The sequence below is a fragment of the Agromyces aerolatus genome, assembly GCF_031432255.1.
Classification (GTDB): domain Bacteria; phylum Actinomycetota; class Actinomycetes; order Actinomycetales; family Microbacteriaceae; genus Agromyces.
In genome coordinates this window covers 71905-87646 of record NZ_JAVKGQ010000007.1, presented here as the reverse complement: position 1 = coordinate 87646, position 15742 = coordinate 71905, and the positions used below count along the sequence as shown (strand labels likewise).

Sequence of the window (15742 nt, the reverse complement as noted above, 5' to 3'; positions counted from 1 at the left end):
ATGTCGGCGGTCTCGGGTCGCGGTGCGCAGATGTTGCGAATGTCGCGCATCCGCGCCTTCCGGAAATGCCAGGCGGGGAGGCCGGCACTCGCCGGCCTCCCCGCCCTGTCAGCTGTCAGCTGTGCACTCCGCCTTAGCCGGCGAGGTACGACTTGACCTCGATGTCGCCGGCGATGATCATGTCGCGCAGCTCCTGGATCTTCGCGTCGAGCTCGGCCGGGACGCGGTCGGCCCAGTCGTGGTAGTCGGCGAGGCCGACGCCCTCGTTCTCGAGCGTGCCGACGAACGGCGTGGTGTCGAAGTTGCCCTCGCCGGCCTCGACGATCGCCTCGTGGACACCCACGTCGATGCCCTTGGTGATCGAGGTGAGCAGCAGGTCGGCGACCGACGGGTCGGTCTCGAACACGTCGGCGTCGACGCCGAGCAGTGCGATGTCACGGCCCGAGTCGCGGATGGCGACGGCGGCCGACTGGTAGATCGGCCCGCCGACGGGCAGCAGCACGTCGACGTTCTGGTCGATGATGCCCTGCGCGACCTGACGCGCACCGTCGTTGGCCTCGAACCCGCCGGTGAACGAGCCGTCCTCGGCCGCGCTGTCCCAGCCGATGACCTTGACGTCCGTGCCGTTCTCTTCGTTGTAGTGCGCGACGCCCTGCGCGAACCCGTCCATGAAGATGGTGACGGTCGGGATGTTCATGCCGCCGAAGGTGCCGACGGAACCGGTCTGCGAGACGCCGGCCGAGAGGTAGCCCGCGAGGAACGCGGCCTGGGCGGTGTCGAAGATGATCGGCTTGATGTTGTCCGCGTCGGTGGTGCCGTCGAAGTCCTGGTCCACCGGGTCGTCGATCGAGACGTAGTCGATGTCGGGGTTCGCGGTGGCCGACTCGAGCGCCGCGGGTGCGAGCAGGAAGCCGACCGTGACGATGGCGTTGCAGCCCTGGTCGACGAGGCTCGTCAGGTTCGCGCTGTAGTCGGTCTCAGCGGCCGATTCGACCTTGATCGGCTCGACGCCGAGCTCGTCCGCGGCCGCGTCGAGGCCCTCGGCGCCGAGCTGGTTGAAGGACTTGTCGTCGAACCCGCCAGCGTCGGAGACCATGCAGGGCAGGAAGTCGGACGCCGCCTCGGTGCTGCCGCCGTCGCCCGAGTCCTCGGGCGCAGATGCACACCCGGCCAGCAGCGCCGCGGTGCCGAGCAGGGCGAACCCGCCGAGCACGGCCTTCTTCGTCGTGATCCTCACTGTGTCCTCCAAAGACTGCACCCCGACCGTCTTCGGGGGTGGTGCACTCACGTTACCCAATGTGACGCGCGGCTCCGGGGCCCCGGAAGCGCGCGACATCCAATGGTTATCAAGAAGCGACATTCTGCTCATATGAGCAGAAGGTCAGGGCGCGCTCGGCGACTCCACGACGAGCTCACCCGCGATGATCTGCTGACGAAGGGCCTCGATCTCGGCGTCGAGCTCGGGCGCGACGAGCTCCGCGCGATCGTGGTACGGCGCGATCTCGACGCCGCCGTTCTCGAGCGTGCCGATGTAGGGCTCGTTCGTGAAGGCGTCGTCGACCACGTCGCCCACGATCTCGACCATGGCCTGCTGGGTGTTCTTCAGCACGCTCGTGAGCAGCACGGGCCGATACTCGGCGGGAAGCGTCTCGTAGCCGTCACTGTCGACCCAGATCACCGACACGCCCTCGCGCTCGACCGCCGCCGCGGCGGCGCCTTCGCCGACCTGGCCCGCAACCGGCAGGATGACATCGGCGCCCTGATCGATGAACCCCTCGGCGAGGACCTTGCCCTTGTTGATGTCCTCGAAGTCGCCGGTGAACGAGCCGTCCTGCGCCGCCTTGTCCCAGCCGAGTGCCCGGACCGCGCTGCCGTGCGCCGCGTTGTACGCCGCGACGCCATCGACGAACCCGTCCATGAACAGCGTGACCGGCGGCTGGTTGCCGCCCCCGAACGTGGCGACGACCCCGGTCGTGCTCACGCCCGCCGCGAGATAGCCCGCGAGGAAGGCGGCCTGCGCCGTGTCGAAGACGACCGGCTTGATGTTCTCGCCCTCGACCGTCTCGTCGACGATCGCGAACGCGACGTCGGGATTGGCCTCGGCCTGCTCGCTCGTCGCCTCGGCGAGCTCCCAGCCGACCGTGACGATGAGCCGGCAGCCCGAGTCGACGGCCTGCTGCACGTTGGGCGCGAGGTCGGTCTCCCCCGTCGACACCAACGCCTCGGACTCGACGCCGAGCTCCTCCTCGGCGAGCTGCAACCCCTCCCAGCTGGACTGGTTGAACGAGCGGTCCTCGAGCCCGCCGGAGTTCGTCACCATGCGGGCGCAGACCTCGCTGCCGGTGGCCTCGCCGCCGGACTCGGGTGCGCTCGCGCACCCGGCCAGAAGGACGGATGCAGCGGCCACGGCCCCGAAGACCGCGCTGCGTGTGCGAGAAGCGTGTCGTGTCCGAGACATCCGCCGGCTCCTTACTCTCTAGAGGACGTCGCTCGACCCGCCCAGCCGAAGGGCGTCGACGACGGCCTTCACACGCTGGGCATGCTCGCTCGTGGTCACGAGCAGCGCATCGGGGGTGTCGACGACGACGATGTCGTGCACGCCGATCAGGCTGATGACGCGCTTGGCGCGGCTCACGACGATGCCGCTCGAGGCGTCGGCGAGCACGCGCGCGTTCTCGCCGAGGATCGCGAGCTCGCCCGAACGGCCCGCCGTGTTCAGCTTGGCCAGGGACGCGAAGTCGCCGACGTCGTCCCACTGGAAGTGCCCTCGGACGACCGCGAGGCGGCCGGCCGCCGCAGCCGGTTCGGCGACGGCGTAGTCGATCGCGATCTTCTCGAGCGTCGGCCAGACGCGGTCGACCGCGGGCCCACGGGTCGCGGGGTCGTCCCATGCCTCGGCGAGCTCGATGAGCCCCGCGTGCAGCTCGGGTCGGGTGCGCGCGATCTCCTCGAGCAGCCGGTCGGCTCGCGCGATGAACATGCCGGCGTTCCAGAGGTGACGTCCGCTCGCGAGGTAGCGCTTCGCGGTGTCGAGGTCGGGCTTCTCGACGAAGCTCGCCACCGACTCGACGTGCTCGGCACCGTGCACGTCGAGCTCGGGGCCGCACTCGATGTACCCGAATCCCACGGCGGGCTCGGTCGGGGTGATGCCGATCGTCACGATCAGCCCGTCGGCGGCGGCCGCGACGGCGTCGGTGACCGCCTGGCGGAAGAGCGCGTCGCCCGAGATGACGTGGTCGGCCGCGAACGATCCGATGATGACGCCGGGCTCGCGACGTTCGAGGATCGCCGCTGCGAGCCCGATGGCCGCCGTCGAGTCGCGCGGCTCGCTCTCGAGCACGATGTTGTGGTCGCGCAGTTCGGGCAGTTGGGCCTCGACCGCGGCGCGGTGCGCGCGCCCGGTGACCACCATGACGCGCTGCTCGCCCGAAAGAGGCGCCAGGCGATCCCACGTGTCCTTGAGCAGCGTCTGCCCGGAGCCGGTGAGGTCGTGCAGGAACTTCGGCGCATCGGCACGCGAGAGCGGCCAGAGTCGCGAACCCACGCCCCCCGCGGGGATCACGCTGTAGAACCGCTCGAGAGGTGCATCCTGCATCAGGCCAGCGTATCCGCGAGGGGCGCGCCGCGCACCGCGCCGCGCGCGTGGTACCCGTCGCCGCGGCGAGTATCTCGACGTCGAGAGAGTTAGGGCGGCCTAAGGGGCGAGCGCCCACCCGCCGGGCTAGACTCGCATGCGGGTCGTCGTGCCCGCCTGCCCGTGCGTTCGCCGCGGGTTCACACAGCCATGGAGGGGTGTTCATGCCAGAGACGCAGGCAGGAACCCTGACCACACCTCAGCCGGTCAACGAACGACCGGGCGGCACGCTCTACCGCGGCCGCGAGGGCATGTGGTCGTGGGTGCTGCACCGGATCACCGGGGTCGCGATCTTCTTCTTCCTCCTCGTGCACATCCTCGACACCGCGCTGGTGCGGGTGAGCCCCGAGGCGTACAACGCGGTCATCCACACCTACCAGACGCCCATCATGGGCCTCGGCGAGGTCGCGCTCGTGGGCGCCATCGTGTTCCACGCGTTCAACGGCCTGCGGATCATCCTCGTGGACTTCTGGGCCTGGGCGACCCGGCACCAGAAGCTGCTGTTCTGGATCGTGATCGCCCTCTGGGTCATCGCGATGATCGGCTTCACGCCGCGTCACCTCATCAACGTCTTCAGCCACTAAGGGAGCGACGAGTGTCTGTCATCGAAGCGCCTCGCACCCCGGTCCGGCCCGCAGCCAAGCGCGGGCCGAACCTGGAGAAGTGGGGCTGGATCTACATGCGCGTCTCCGGGGTGGTGCTGATCGCCCTGATCTTCACCCACCTCTTCGTCAACCTGCTGGTCGGCGAGGGCGTGAGCGCGATCAACTTCGGCTTCGTCGCCGGCAAGTGGGCCGACCCGTTCTGGCAGTGGTGGGACGTCGCGATGCTCTGGCTCGCGCTCATCCACGGCGCGAACGGCATGCGCACGATCGTGAACGACTACACCAACCCCGGCACGGTCCAGAAGATCCTCAAGGGTGCGCTGCTCGGCTCGGCCGTGGTGCTCATCGTGCTCGGCACGCTCGTCGTCTTCACGTTCGACCCGTGCCCGGCCGGCTCCCCCGCCGACCTGCTGCCCTCGTTCTGTTCCGCTCGCTAGGAGATCTGTGACCACGGAGAAGCACGTCGAGACGAAGGTCGTCGACGGAGTCCACTATCACCAGTACGACATCGTCATCGTCGGCGCCGGCGGCGCGGGCATGCGCGCCGCGATCGAGGCCGGCCCCGGCGCGAAGACCGCGGTGATCTCCAAGCTGTACCCGACGCGCTCGCACACGGGCGCCGCGCAGGGCGGCATGGCCGCCGCCCTCGCGAACGTCGAGGAGGACAGCTGGGAGTGGCACACGTTCGACACGGTCAAGGGCGGCGACTACCTCGTCGACCAGGACGCGGCCGAGATCCTCGCGAAAGAGGCCATCGACGCGGTCATCGACCTCGAGAACATGGGTCTGCCGTTCAACCGCACGCCCGAGGGCAAGATCGACCAGCGCCGCTTCGGCGGCCACACGCGCGACCACGGCAAGGCGCCGGTCCGTCGCGCGTGCTACGCGGCCGACCGCACGGGCCACATGATCCTGCAGACCCTGTTCCAGAACTGCGTCAAGCTCGGCATCGAGTTCTACAACGAGTACTACGCGCTCGACCTCGTCATGTCCGACGTGGTCGGCGAGGACGGCACCGTCACCAAGAAGCCGTCGGGCGTCGTGGCCTACGAGCTCGCGACCGGCGAGCTGCACGTCTTCCAGGCGAAGGCCGTGATCTTCGCGACGGGCGGTTTCGGCAAGATCTACAAGACGACGTCGAACGCGCACACGCTCACGGGCGACGGCGTCGGCATCATCTGGCGCAAGGGCCTGCCGCTCGAGGACATGGAGTTCTTCCAGTTCCACCCGACCGGGCTCGCGGGGCTCGGCATCCTCCTCACCGAGGGCGCGCGCGGTGAGGGCGCGATCCTCCGCAACGCGTCGGGCGAGCGGTTCATGGAGCGCTACGCGCCGACCATCAAAGACCTCGCGCCGCGTGACATCGTCGCGCGCTGCATGGTGCAAGAGGTGGCGGAGGGGCGCGGTGCGGGCCCGCACAAGGACTACGTGCTGCTCGACTGCACGCACCTCGGCGCCGAGGTCCTCGAGACCAAGCTCCCCGACATCACCGAGTTCGCGCGCACATACCTCGGCGTCGACCCGGTCTACGAGCCCGTTCCGGTCATGCCGACCGCGCACTACGCCATGGGCGGCATCCCGACGAACGTGAACGCCGAGGTGCTCTCCGACAACACCACGGTCGTGCCGGGTCTGTACGCGGCCGGCGAGTGCGCGTGCGTGTCGGTGCACGGCTCGAACCGTCTCGGCACGAACTCGCTGCTCGACATCAACGTCTTCGGCAAGCGCGCAGGCCGCAATGCGGTCGAGTACGTCAAGACGGCGGAGTTCACGCCGCTTCCGGATGACCCGGCCGCCGACATCCGCACCATGCTGTCGCAGCTGCGGGAGGCCACCGGCACCGAGCGGATCGCCGCGATCCGCAAGGAGCTCCAGGACGAGATGGACAAGGGCGCGCAGGTGTTCCGCACCGACGAGTCGCTGGCCCACGTCACGAAGGTGATCGCCGGACTCCGCGAGCGCTACAAGCAGATCTCAGTGCAAGACAAGGGCAAGCGGTTCAACACCGACCTGCTCGAGGCCGTCGAGCTCGGGTTCCTGCTCGACCTCGCCGAGGTCGTCGTCTACTCCGCGCGCAACCGCGAGGAGAGCCGCGGCGGCCACATGCGCGACGACTTCCCGAAGCGCGACGACGAGAAGTACATGCAGCACACGATGGCCTACCTCACGGGCGACCCGCATTCGTCCGAGGCATCCGACCACATCCAGCTCGACTGGAAGCCGGTCACCGTGACGCGCTACCAGCCCATGGAGAGGAAGTACTGACGTGAGCACCGCCACGCTGGAGCAGCCGCAGGCCCCCGAGGCCCCGGCCGAGGCCCCCATCCAGTCCTTCACGGTCACGTTCCTGATCCGCCGGTTCGACCCCGACGTGGACACCGAGCCGCGCTGGCAGGACTTCGACGTCGAGATGTACCCGACCGATCGCGTGCTCGACGCCCTGCACAAGATCAAGTGGGAACAGGACGGCTCGCTGACGTTCCGCCGGTCGTGCGCGCACGGCATCTGCGGCTCCGACGCGATGCGCATCAACGGCCGCAACCGGCTCGCGTGCAAGACCCTGATCAAGGACCTCGACATCTCGAAGCCGATCTACGTCGAGGCGATCAAGGGCCTGCCGCTCGAGAAGGATCTGGTCGTCGACATGGAGCCGTTCTTCGCGAGCTACCGCGAGGTGCAGCCCTTCCTGCAGGCGAAGACCGAGGCCGAGCCCGGCAAGGAGCGCGTGCAGTCGGTCGCCGAGCGTGCGATCTTCGACGACACGACCAAGTGCATCCTGTGCGCGGCGTGCACGTCGAGCTGCCCGGTCTTCTGGACCGACGGCCAATACTTCGGCCCCGCCGCAATCGTGAACGCGCACCGGTTCATCTTCGACTCGCGCGACGATGAGGCGAAGGTCCGTCTCGACATCCTGAACGACAAGGAGGGCGTGTGGCGCTGCCGCACGACCTTCAACTGCACCGAGGCGTGCCCGCGCGGCATCGAGGTCACGAAGGCGATCGCCGAGGTCAAGCAGGCCGTCATGCGCGGTCGGCCGTAACCACTCTGGCACTCCTCGAACCGGCCGTCCGCTCCTCTGAGCGGGCGGCCGGTTCGGGTTGCACCGCCGCACGCCGCCCGCCGCCGCGCGCCGCACGCCGCACGCCGCACGCCGCGCGCCACACGCCGCACGCCGCACGCCGCGCGAACCTGTACGCGGGCGCCGACCGGTCGCTGGTGGCGGGTGCTCGCCGCGAACACCCACCATCCGCGACCGTTCGAGCGGGTGAATGGATGCCTCGGGCGGGCGTGCGGGCAAGGGACAGGCCCCGGCGCTTCGGGAAACGTCGGGGCCTGTCGGGCGAAGAACCTCAGGGGGGATCAGCCCTCCGCCGCGTTCCGGCGGCGTCGCAGGTGCAGCGCCAGCAGGAACATCACGCCGGCGAACACGAGTCCGCCGCCCATGATCGCAATCCAGCCGCCGTCGAAGCCCGTCGACGGGAGCTTGCCGGACGGAGCGGGATTGCAGCCGATCGTGGCCGGGGGGTATGCCTCGATCGAGTCGGTGCTCGGGTTCATGCGAACCTCGACGATCGCGTCGCCGCGCAGGTCGTAGAACGGCGCCTGCGGGGTCAGGATCCACTGGCCCGTGGGCAGCTGGAGCCACCCGGGCCAGGCGATGCCGTTGCCGGCGTCGTCCAGGACCGCACCCGGCCAGAGCGACGAGCCGGTGATGGCCTCACCGTTCACCGCGGTGCCGGGCGGCACGATCGAGTCCACGCGCGCCGCACCGTCGGCGAGGATCGCCGCACGGTCGCTCGCGGGGATCGACGGGTCGCGCTGCTCGTACGCGGCCTTCGTCCACCAGATCAGCACGATCGCCGGGGTCTCGACGCCCTCGATGTTGTGGGGCGTGACGTTCCAGTCGATGTACGGCGCGTTCGCGCGACACATCGGCTGGAGGGCGATCTGGACCGACTTCACGGGCGTCACCTCGGTCGAGGTGTTGTCCTCGGGCGTCGACTCCACGCCGTCGCTCGTGACCGTGGCCGTGTTCTCGATGTCGAGGATCATCGCCGTCGGGTCGCCGCCCGCACGGGGCAGGTCGGCCGCGGTCTTCACCCGGAGGGTGAACACGGCTTCCTCGCCCACGGCGAACGAACCGGACTTCGTGAAGGTGAGCGTGCCGCCGAAGCCGGCGTCGCTCTCACCCTCGAGCGAGACCGTCCAGCCCTCGACCTCGGGCAGCGTCACGACCGCGATCGTGCCGGGCAGCTCATCCGTGACGACCACGCCGGTCGCCGCGGGCGTGCCCTCGACCGAGTTGTTCCGCACCGTGAAGGTGTAGTCGTACTCGGCGTTCTCGTCGGTCGGCACGGCCGGCTGGCCGTCGAACTCGCCGCCGTCGACCTTCTCGATCGCGAGATCGACCGGCTGGGCGGTGTTCGTGATCCGGCAGGTGATCTCGCCGCCCGCGACGACCGTCGCGGCCGTGACCGGGTCGGTGCCTGCGTCGCAGGTCCACTCCCCCGCGGCGTAGAACGTCAGCAGCGGGTTGTCGGCCGGTTCGGTGAGCGCCTCGGCCAGCGTGTACTCGCCGACCGGGACGAGAGCGGTCGCGCCGTCCTCGGAGCCCGGCGTGACGAACTCGTCGGCCGTGCCCGTGGCGGACAGCGTCCAGTCGGGGGCGGTGCCGACCGTCTTCCCGTCGAGGTCGAGTCCGTCGAACGGCGTGTTGTCGACGTGCTTGACCAGGGTCAGCCGGCCCATCGGGATCTCGGCGCAGGCCTCGACCTCGGTGTCCACCGTGCCGCTGGTCAGCACGCCACCGTTCAGGAACCCGCCGGGGCCGCCCTCGGGGTCGCAGAGCAGGTCGCCGGTGGCGACCTCCTGGGTGACCGAGGCGATGACCGTCACCGTGTAGGTGTGCGTGGTCTCGATCGGGATCAGGACGTCGTCCGCGAGGACGGTGTCCGAACCTCGGCCGGTCCACGAGGACGGGTCGACGTCCGGGGCATCCGTCGTCGCGCTCGAGCTGACCACCTCGACACCCGCCGGGTACTCGAGCGTGTCGGCCAGGTCGTAGTACAGATCGTGTGCCGACCCGTTCTCGACCGTCAGGCGGTACTCGACCTTCCAGGTCCCGTCGGCCTGCAGCTCGGGCGAGCCGACGACCGTCTTCGCGATGTCGGGCATGCCGGGCGTCGCGCACGCGGTGTCGGAGATCGGCTCCTCGCCGTCCACCGTCGCGGTGGCGACGTTGCGGAAGCCACCCGACTGGTAGCCCTCGCCACCGGTCTCGCACAGCGTGGTGTCGCCGCTCCAGGCCGACCCGGTCACGGTCGCGTTGACCGTCACCGTGTAGACGTGGGGTGCGGATCCGCCGTCGATGACCTCGTCGGTCGCGAGCGTCGCGGTGTCGCCCGAGAACCCGCCCGAACGGCCTTCGCCGGACCAGGAGGCCTCGTTGACGTCGATGCCCTCGCCGAAGTACTCGAGCGTGTCCTCGAGGTCGTACTCGATCTCGATGACGGGGCTGTCGTTGGCCACCGAGACCTCGTAGACGAGGTCCCAGGTGCCGTCGGCGAGCTGGCCGACCGAGACGGTGCGCTTGTCGATCGACAGGTTCGCCTCGCACTCGACCGGGTTCACGATGGTGAACTCGTTGACCGACGAATCGAGTGCGACGCTGCCGAGACCGGTCGGCGAGCCGAACACGCAGCCCGAGGGCAGCTGTTCGACCACGTCCTCGCCGAGCACGAGCTCGTCGCCGGCCGCGTACGGCGCGTACGTCGCGCCCCACACCTTGACCTCGCCGTCGATCGTGAGGGTCGCGGCGTCCCGCAGGAACGCGGGGGCCTCGAGCACCGGGTACTCGGTGCCGTTCAGCACCCAGACCTTGTCGACCGTGACGCTCACCGGAACCTCGGCGCACGCCTCGGCCGGGTACTCGTCGGCGCCCGACGAGACGGATGCCCCGTTGAAGAGGCCGCTGCCCGGCTCACCCGTGCACGCGAATCCGGACACGTCGTCGGTGTCGGCGACGCTGAAGCGCACCGTGACGACGTACTCGTCGGTGGCGCCGCCCGCGAGCGTGCGGTCCTCGGCGAGCCTCGTGGCGCCCTGGCCGTTCCAGCCGTCGATCGTCGAGCCGCCGCGGGTCGCGGTCGCCTGCTCGATCGTCACGCCGTCGCCGTAGTCGAGCGTGTCGTCGAGGTCGTAGACGAGCGCCTGGCCGGGGCTCGTGTTCGTGACGGTCACCCGATAGCTGATCGTCCAGTCGTCACCGTCCTGCATCGGGCCGGTGAGCACCGTCTTCGCGATCTCGGGCGTCGCCGGCTGCGAGCAGGCCTCGGCCGTCTGGTCGGCGGCCTTGCCGGAGCTCAGCACCACCCGGTTCAGGAACCCGGTGCCCTCGCCGACCGGCTGACCGGTGGCGCACACGAGGTCGCTCGGGTCATCCTGGAAGGCGCCCTCGGCGACCGTGGCCACGACCGTCACGACGTACTCGTGCGTCTTCGTCGCCCCGATCGTGCGGTCGTTCGCGAGCTCGGCAGTGCCCGACTCGAGGTCGAACTCGCCGGTCGTCTCGCCGCTCCAGTCGGCCGACACCACGGTGATCGGGCCGCCGAAGTCGAGCGTGTCGGTGAGCGAGTAGGTCGTCGTGAAGTCGGCGTTGCCGGTCACCACGACCAGGTACTCGATCTCCCAGCTGCCGTCGGCCTGCTGCGTCGTCGAGGTCACGCTCTTCGCCACGCTCGGCACGCCGCCGTCCGTGATCGGACCGCACGCGTCGTCGCTCACGCGATCGCTGCCGGCGGTGAGCACGGCGGTGTTGAAGAAGCCGTTGCCGGGCTCGCCCGTGCACGCCGCGTTCGCGACGCCGGCCGGGACCCGCACCTCGAACACGACGGTGTAGACGTCTTCCGCACCGCCGGCGATCGCGCGCTGCGCGTCGCCCGGCACGATCACGCCGTCACCGAACGGCCCGCTGACGACGGTCGTGTCGTCGAGGCTCACCGTCCAGCCGAGCACCTCGGCGTCGGCCGCGAAGGCCGTCGTGTCGGCGAGCGCGTAGTACGCGTCGCGAGCGCCCGCCGCGGTGTTGTCGACCGTGATCGTGTACGTGACGTCCCAGGTGCCGTCGCTCGAGTCCTGCGTCGCGGTGACGAAGTCCTTCGCGATCGCCGGGCGCGTCGGTGCGGCGCACGCGGCGTCGTCGGTCTCGGTGCCACCGCTGATCAGCGTCGCCACGTTGTTGAACGCGCCGTCGGCGGTCGAACCGTCGGCCGGGCAGGCGCCCGCGGGCGTGCTGCCCACGACCCCTTCGGCGACCGTGACGTTCCGGACGGTCACCTCGTACGAGACGGTGGCGTCGGCGCCGATGGGCTGGTCGGCCGCGACGAGCGTGTCGCCGGCGCCGTTCCACTCCGCACGCGCTCCGGGACCGGTCACGGTCGCGTCGGCGGCGTCGTAGCCGATGCCCGCGCCGAAGGCGGTGGCATCCCGCAGCGTGTACACGCCGGGCACCTCGCCCTCGTTGACGACGTCGATGCCGTAGACGATCGTCCACCGGCCGTCGGCCTGCTGGCTCGCGCTCGACACGGTCTTCTCGTGCGTCACGACCGGCAGTTCGATCGTCACGCACGCGTCGTCCGTGCGCTCCTGGCCGCTCGAGACGATCCGGCCGACGTTGCGGATGCCGCCCTCGTCGGTCGTGCACTCGAGCGCCTCGGCGTCGGCGCCGGCGGTCACCTGCACCCGAACCACCACGTCGTAGCTGAACGTGGTGTTCGCCGGGAGGGCGACGCCGGTGAGCTCCGCGGGAGCGGGTGCGACCGGCGTGATCGACGGCGTGCCGACGACGGTGACGCCCGCGGGCACGGCCGGCGTGTCGGTCAGGTCGAAGTAGACCTGCTTCGACGACGCGTTCGCGACCGTGATCGTGTAGGCGGCGTCCCACTGCCCGGGCTGGCCGTCGACCGGGGTCGCACCGACGGCCGTCTTGGTGACGGTCGGCAGGGCCGGATCGGCGCACGCGGTGCGGTCGGTGGTGCCGTTGAGGGTCGCGACGTTCGAGAACGCGGTCGACGAGCCGGGCTCGCCGCACTCGAGGCTCGCCTCACCGGCGCCCGGCTTGAGCGACGTGTTCACCGTGATGGTGAACGTGTGCGTGGTGCTCGCCGCGATCGCGGTGCCCGCGGCCGCGAGGGTCGTCGCGTCGACGCCGTTCCACGCCGTCGTGTCGATCCCGGCGTCGTTCGTCGCGGCGGCACTGCCGGCCGTGATCACGACGTCGGGGCCGAAGCGGAACGCGTCGGTCAGCGAGTAGCTGCCCGCGATCGCGCCGCTGGCGTTGGTCACCTTCACCTCGTACGCGACGTTCCAGGTGCCGTCGGCCTGCGCCTCGGCACTCGTGACCGTCTTCGTGTGGGTCACCTGGGCCGGCTTGGCCGTGTTGGTGATCGAGCACGTCACGTGCTGGCCGAGCTTGATCGGCGTGAGCGTGGTGGCCGTGCCGTTCGAGCCCTGCACGAGGATGCTGCTGTCACAGGTCCACGAGCCGTTGGTGAACTCGTCGCCGTACTGGGCTGCGACCTCGGAGAGGTCGAACGTCTCGCCGGCGAGGACGTTCACGGGGCCGGCGACACCCGGGCCGGTGACGACCGAGCCCGTGCTGCCGTTCGCGGTGAGCGTCCAGTTGGTGGCGGGCACGTCCGATCCGACGACCGTCTTGACGAGCGTCAGGGTCGGGGCGAGGTCGCGGTTCGTGAACGTACAGGTCGCCGACTGCTGACCGGTGAGCGTCACCGTGGCGGTGTCGCCGTTGTAGGTCGCACCGGTGCACTCGACGCCGACGAGCTCGTAGCCCTCGCGCTGGGTCTCGCTGAGCACATACGAGCCAGGCGCGACGCGCTTGGTCTCACCCGAGTTGAAGGCGGTCGCGTTCGCGCGCAGGTTGCCGTTCCAGTCGGATGCCACGGCGGTGCCGCCGTGCGTGTTCTCGACCTTCTTCACGAGCTTCAGGTTCGCGTCGCAGGTCACGGTGTTCGTGACGGTGTACTCGTTCGCACCTCCGGCGAGCGCGTTCACGACGCCGGCCGCGGTGATGTCGCCACCGGCGACCTTCGAGAAGGTCGAGCCCGTGAGCGTGCACAGGTTCGGGACGACGACGTTCTTCTCACCAAGGGTGACCTTCTGGCCCTGGGCGTAGCCGCCGACGACCGTGTCCCATGCGATCGCCGACGAGCCCGTGGGCGTCACCGTCGGGTCGGCCTGGAAGCCGGATGGGAACTGGTTCAGCGGCGAGGCGACGCCGTTCACGACCCACTGCTTGTTCAGCTCGACCGTCGAGGGCGCCTGCACGTTGGTGACGGTGCACTCGAGCTTGTCGCCGGGCTCGACGCCCGGGACCGTGAACGTCGTGCCGTCGATCGAGGCCGGCATGTTCGCGCCGTTGCTCGTGCAGACGACGCTCTCGAGCGACCAGCCCGGCTTCGCCGTCTCGGTGAAGCTCAGGTTCGTGCTGTGCGCGCGGTCGGAGAACTGCAGGTTCCAGTTCGCGACACCCTGCGCGTTGGTCGCCTGTGCACCAGGGGTCAGCGTGCCGGCGCTCGGGGTCGCGGGGGTGAAGGTCCAGTTCGCCCCGGCCGACGTGTTGCCGTTCAGCGCCTTCTCGACCTTCTTGACCGTCACGGGCACGTTGCAGGTGACGGACTTGGCGAAGTCGGCGAGCAGGGGCTCGAGCTCCTCCCAGTCGGTGTTGAAGTAGTCGGCGTCATTCAGGGTGTCCCCGGGCACATAGCCGTCGGGTCCGGAGATCGCGCTCAGGTTCGAGGGCGCGAGGCCCGAGCCGATGCCGACCGTGATGACGCGCTTGCCCTGGTTCTTGATGGCGTTGGCCGAGAAGACGGCCTGCTCGAGCTCACGGAAGTACGTGCTGCTTCCGGGACCGGTCGGCCCGGTCCCCGAGAAGGTCGGGTTGCCGTCGGTCAGCACGACCACGAGATCGTACTGGCTGGCGTTCTTGGAGACCTCCCAGAGGCCACGGTCCCAGTTCGTGCCGTTCGAGTCGTAGTTCCAGTCGTAGAACGAGTCGATGTAGCCATCGATGCGGTTCTTCAGCGTGGTCGAGTTCGAACCCGAGTCCACCGCGAGCGCGCTCGGGTAGTTCGAGGTCGTGTCTCGCGGCGAGGTATTGCCGAACGAGAAGAGCGCGACCGACGAGCTCGTGCCCGCGAGGGCATCGACGAATCCCTTGCCCGCATCGCCGAGCGTCTCGGCGGCACCGGCGTTCTTGACCGAACCCGAGAGGTCGAAGAGCAGCGCGACGCGCACACCGGCGGTGCACTGCTGGGGCAGCTCGGGGTTCTTGAGCTTGTTCGCGATCATGCCGCTCGAGGTGTACGCGCTGCCTTCGGCGGCCTGTTGGGTCGGCATGTTGATCGTGTTCCCGCCCTGCAGCTGCGGGGTGAGATACGCGTAGGCGCGCTCGGTGCCCGCATTGCCGGCGCCGCCGGTGCGGAAGGTCGACACGATGTCGTAGTTCTGGGCCGCGATCGATCCGGCGACGGGAGCGATCTCCTGCACCCAGAAGCGCTCGTTGCGGTTCGCGCCGTTCGAGTTCGTGTTCGGGACCGAGAAGTAACAGATGCCGTCGTCACCCGCGACGATGGTGCACTGCGCCCAGGGCTCGTTGATCACGGCGCCGGGGCTGCCGCTGGTCCCACTCCCGCTGTTGCGCAGCAGCTGGAACCGCGCGCCCTCGGCGTAGGTGTACGCGACGTCGTTCGCACCCGAAGCGGTACGCACGTCGCGCTTGGAGACCTTGATGATCGTGGTCGAGTTGGTCGGCGTCTTCGCGACCGTCTGCCCGTCTCCGTTGACGCTGAAGGGCGTCATCAGCGCGGCGGGCGGACCCGTCGAGTCGGGGTTCGCCGGGACATCCGTCACCGGCTCCTCGGTCGCGGGCGCCTCGGGCGCCGGAGCATCCGTTGCGGGAACCTCGGCCTCGGGAGCCGGCGTCTCGGTCGCGGGCGTCTCAGTGGCGGGTGCCTCGCTCTCGGGCACCTCCGGAGTCGTCGTCGCCTCGGGCGACGAGGTCGACGGCGGCGTGCTCGGGGCAACGGGCGCGGCGACGGCGACCGACGGCACACCGACGGTCAGCAGTGCGCCGATCGTCAGCGCCGCAAGCGCGGAGCCGAGCCGGCCGATGCGGAGCAGGCCGCGGCGGCCGGGAGGGGTCGAGAGGGCAGAGGTGAGCGCGCGCGAACGATCGCGCCGCCGTTTCGGGTTCGGCAACGTCTCGGAATCTTTCGGGTAAGTGGTGCTCGGGGTAGGGCTGGGCAGGCTTCGCGGTTCCGGCACATTGGGGTAACGCCGGACGGGTATCCACGAATCCCTGGCAGTCAAGCAGGTGGAGTCAGTCCTCCGTAAGGGGGACACGACCCCAAAACGGGGGCCATTTCTTCGGTTGCGACCCGATCCGCGTGGAGACAGCCGAGGGGACGGCGGCCGATCGCCG

The 15742-nt window shown here is 69.7% G+C and carries 8 protein-coding genes; 4 read left to right on the top strand and 4 right to left on the bottom strand.

All coding sequences use genetic code 11. From position 1 onward, the window contains the following. Positions 1-133: 133 nt before the first annotated feature. The 3 genes from RH864_RS10810 to RH864_RS10800 form a co-directional block, all read right to left on the bottom strand. Positions 134-1237, bottom strand: a complete 1104-nt coding sequence (locus tag RH864_RS10810) for a BMP family lipoprotein (RefSeq protein ID WP_310517560.1) — start codon at positions 1235-1237, stop codon at positions 134-136. A gap of 144 nt (positions 1238-1381) precedes the next feature. Beyond that, positions 1382-2458, bottom strand: coding sequence for a BMP family lipoprotein (locus tag RH864_RS10805; protein WP_310517559.1), 1077 nt, complete (start codon positions 2456-2458; stop codon positions 1382-1384). 18 nt (positions 2459-2476) lie between these two features. Further along, a complete protein-coding gene (locus tag RH864_RS10800) occupies positions 2477-3595 on the bottom strand; it encodes a mannose-1-phosphate guanylyltransferase (protein WP_310517558.1) in 1119 nt (372 codons plus the stop codon). 203 nt (positions 3596-3798) lie between these two features. Here RH864_RS10800 and sdhC point away from each other — a divergent pair, with 203 nt between their 5' ends. Genes sdhC through RH864_RS10780 form a run of 4 tightly spaced genes read left to right on the top strand, consistent with a single transcriptional unit; the run spans position 3799 to position 7279 of the window. Further along, positions 3799-4218, top strand: a complete 420-nt coding sequence (gene sdhC, locus RH864_RS10795) for a succinate dehydrogenase, cytochrome b556 subunit (RefSeq protein ID WP_310517557.1) — start codon at positions 3799-3801, stop codon at positions 4216-4218. Between the two features lie 11 nt (positions 4219-4229). Then, the gene (locus tag RH864_RS10790; RefSeq protein ID WP_310517556.1) at positions 4230-4676 is read left to right on the top strand and encodes a succinate dehydrogenase hydrophobic membrane anchor subunit; all 447 of its coding nucleotides are present in this window, start codon (positions 4230-4232) and stop codon (positions 4674-4676) included. 7 nt (positions 4677-4683) lie between these two features. Further along, entirely contained in the window at positions 4684-6504 is a 1821-nt protein-coding gene (sdhA, locus tag RH864_RS10785) for a succinate dehydrogenase flavoprotein subunit (RefSeq protein ID WP_310517555.1), read from the top strand. Position 6505: 1 nt separating this feature from the next. Beyond that, the gene (locus RH864_RS10780; protein ID WP_310517554.1) at positions 6506-7279 is read left to right on the top strand and encodes a succinate dehydrogenase iron-sulfur subunit; all 774 of its coding nucleotides are present in this window, start codon (positions 6506-6508) and stop codon (positions 7277-7279) included. 320 nt (positions 7280-7599) lie between these two features. Here RH864_RS10780 and RH864_RS10775 read toward each other — a convergent pair whose 3' ends face one another. Beyond that, positions 7600-15519, bottom strand: coding sequence for a prealbumin-like fold domain-containing protein (locus RH864_RS10775; RefSeq protein ID WP_310517553.1), 7920 nt, complete (start codon positions 15517-15519; stop codon positions 7600-7602). Positions 15520-15742: the final 223 nt, after the last annotated feature.

What these genes read in the sequence shown, in the direction of transcription:
- RH864_RS10805 (WP_310517559.1), bottom strand. Translation starts at nt 2,458, where the DNA reads ATGTCTCGGACACGACACGCTTCTCGCACACGCAGCGCGGTCTTCGGG.
- sdhC (WP_310517557.1), top strand. Translation starts at nt 3,799, where the DNA reads ATGCCAGAGACGCAGGCAGGAACCCTGACCACACCTCAGCCGGTCAAC.
- RH864_RS10800 (WP_310517558.1), bottom strand. Translation starts at nt 3,595, where the DNA reads ATGCAGGATGCACCTCTCGAGCGGTTCTACAGCGTGATCCCCGCGGGG.